The organism is Hydrogenophaga sp. (genome assembly GCF_041633695.1).
Classification (GTDB): Bacteria; Pseudomonadota; Gammaproteobacteria; order Burkholderiales; family Burkholderiaceae_C; genus Hydrogenophaga.
Genome location: NZ_JBFJMY010000700.1, coordinates 1 through 1,489 on the forward strand (window position 1 = coordinate 1; position 1,489 = coordinate 1,489).

The window sequence follows — 1,489 nt, forward strand, 5'->3', positions numbered from 1 at the left end:
GACCGCGCCGCCATCGTCTACAGCCAGCGCTGCCGCGAGGCGTTCAAAGACGTGCCGGTTGTGTTGGGCGGCATCGAAGGTTCGCTGCGCCGCATCGCGCACTACGACTACTGGAGCGACAAAGTCCGCCGCTCGGTGGTGGTGGACGCCAAATGCGACCTGCTGCTGTACGGCAACGCCGAGCGCGCTTTGGTGGAGATCGCGCACCGCCTGGCCGCGAACGAGCCGGTAGAGCACATCACCGACGTGCGCGGCACCGCCTTTGTGCGCCGCCCGGCCGACCCGACCTCCGAAGGCTGGATCGAGATCGATTCCAGCGAGGTCGACATGCCCGGCCGCGTCGATGCGCACATCAATCCTTACCAGACCACCAGCGAGCAAGCCCAGGCTCAAGGCCAGAGCTGCGCCAAAGAAGAGGGCAGCGCGGAGCCGACATCGGTGGAGCCGGGCGCCAAGGTGATGCAGTTCGTGGCCAACCCGGCCTTGGCTGGGCGCCTCAAGGTGCCGCCGCGCGACAAGTCGGTGATCCGCTTGCCGAGCTTTGAGAAGATCAAGAGCGACGCCGTGCTCTACGCCCACGCCAACCGCGTGCTGCACCTGGAGACCAACCCAGGCAATGCGCGTGCGCTGGTGCAGGCGCACGGCGAAGGCGCGACCGCGCGCGATGTCTGGATCAACCCGCCGCCCATCCCGCTCACCACGGCCGAGATGGACTACGTGTTCGACCTGCCGTATGCGCGCAGCCCGCACCCGGCCTACGCCGACGAACACGGCAAACACGACGGCGCGACCAAGATCCCGGCCTGGGAGATGATCCGTTTCTCGATCAACATCATGCGCGGCTGCTTTGGTGGCTGCACGTTCTGCAGCATCACCGAGCACGAGGGGCGCATCATCCAGAGCCGCTCGGAAGAGTCCATCATCCGCGAGGTCGAAGACATCCGCGACAAGGTCGAGGGCTTCACCGGCATCGTGTCCGACCTCGGCGGCCCCACGGCCAATATGTACCGCCTGGGCTGCAAAACACCCGAGATCGAGGCCGCCTGCCGCAAGCCCAGTTGCGTGTTTCCCGGCATCTGCTCCAACCTGCACACCGACCACGGTCCGCTCATAAAAATCTACAAACGGGCCCGCGAACTGCGTGGCATCAAGAAGGTTTTGATCGGGTCCGGCCTGCGCTACGACCTGGCGGTGAAATCGCCCGAGTACGTGAAAGAGCTGGTGCAACACCACGTGGGTGGTTATCTCAAGATCGCGCCCGAACACACCGAGAGTGGCCCGCTCAACAAGATGATGAAGCCGGGCATTGGCAGCTACGACCGCTTCAAGCAGATGTTCGAGAAGTTCAGCGAAGAGGTGGGCAAGAAGCAGTACCTGATTCCCTACTTCATCGCGGCCCACCCGGGCACCAGCGACGAAGACATGATGAACCTTGCGGTCTGGCTGAAAAAGAACGGCTTTCGCGCCGACCAGGTGCAGACCTTCTACC

At 64.1% G+C, this 1,489-nt stretch carries 1 protein-coding gene; it reads left to right on the top strand.

Features of this window, described 5'->3' with window-relative positions:
- Window positions 1-1,489, top strand: a 1,489-nt coding sequence (locus tag ABYB95_RS23365; RefSeq protein WP_372662725.1) for a YgiQ family radical SAM protein, incomplete at both ends; no start/stop codon positions are given.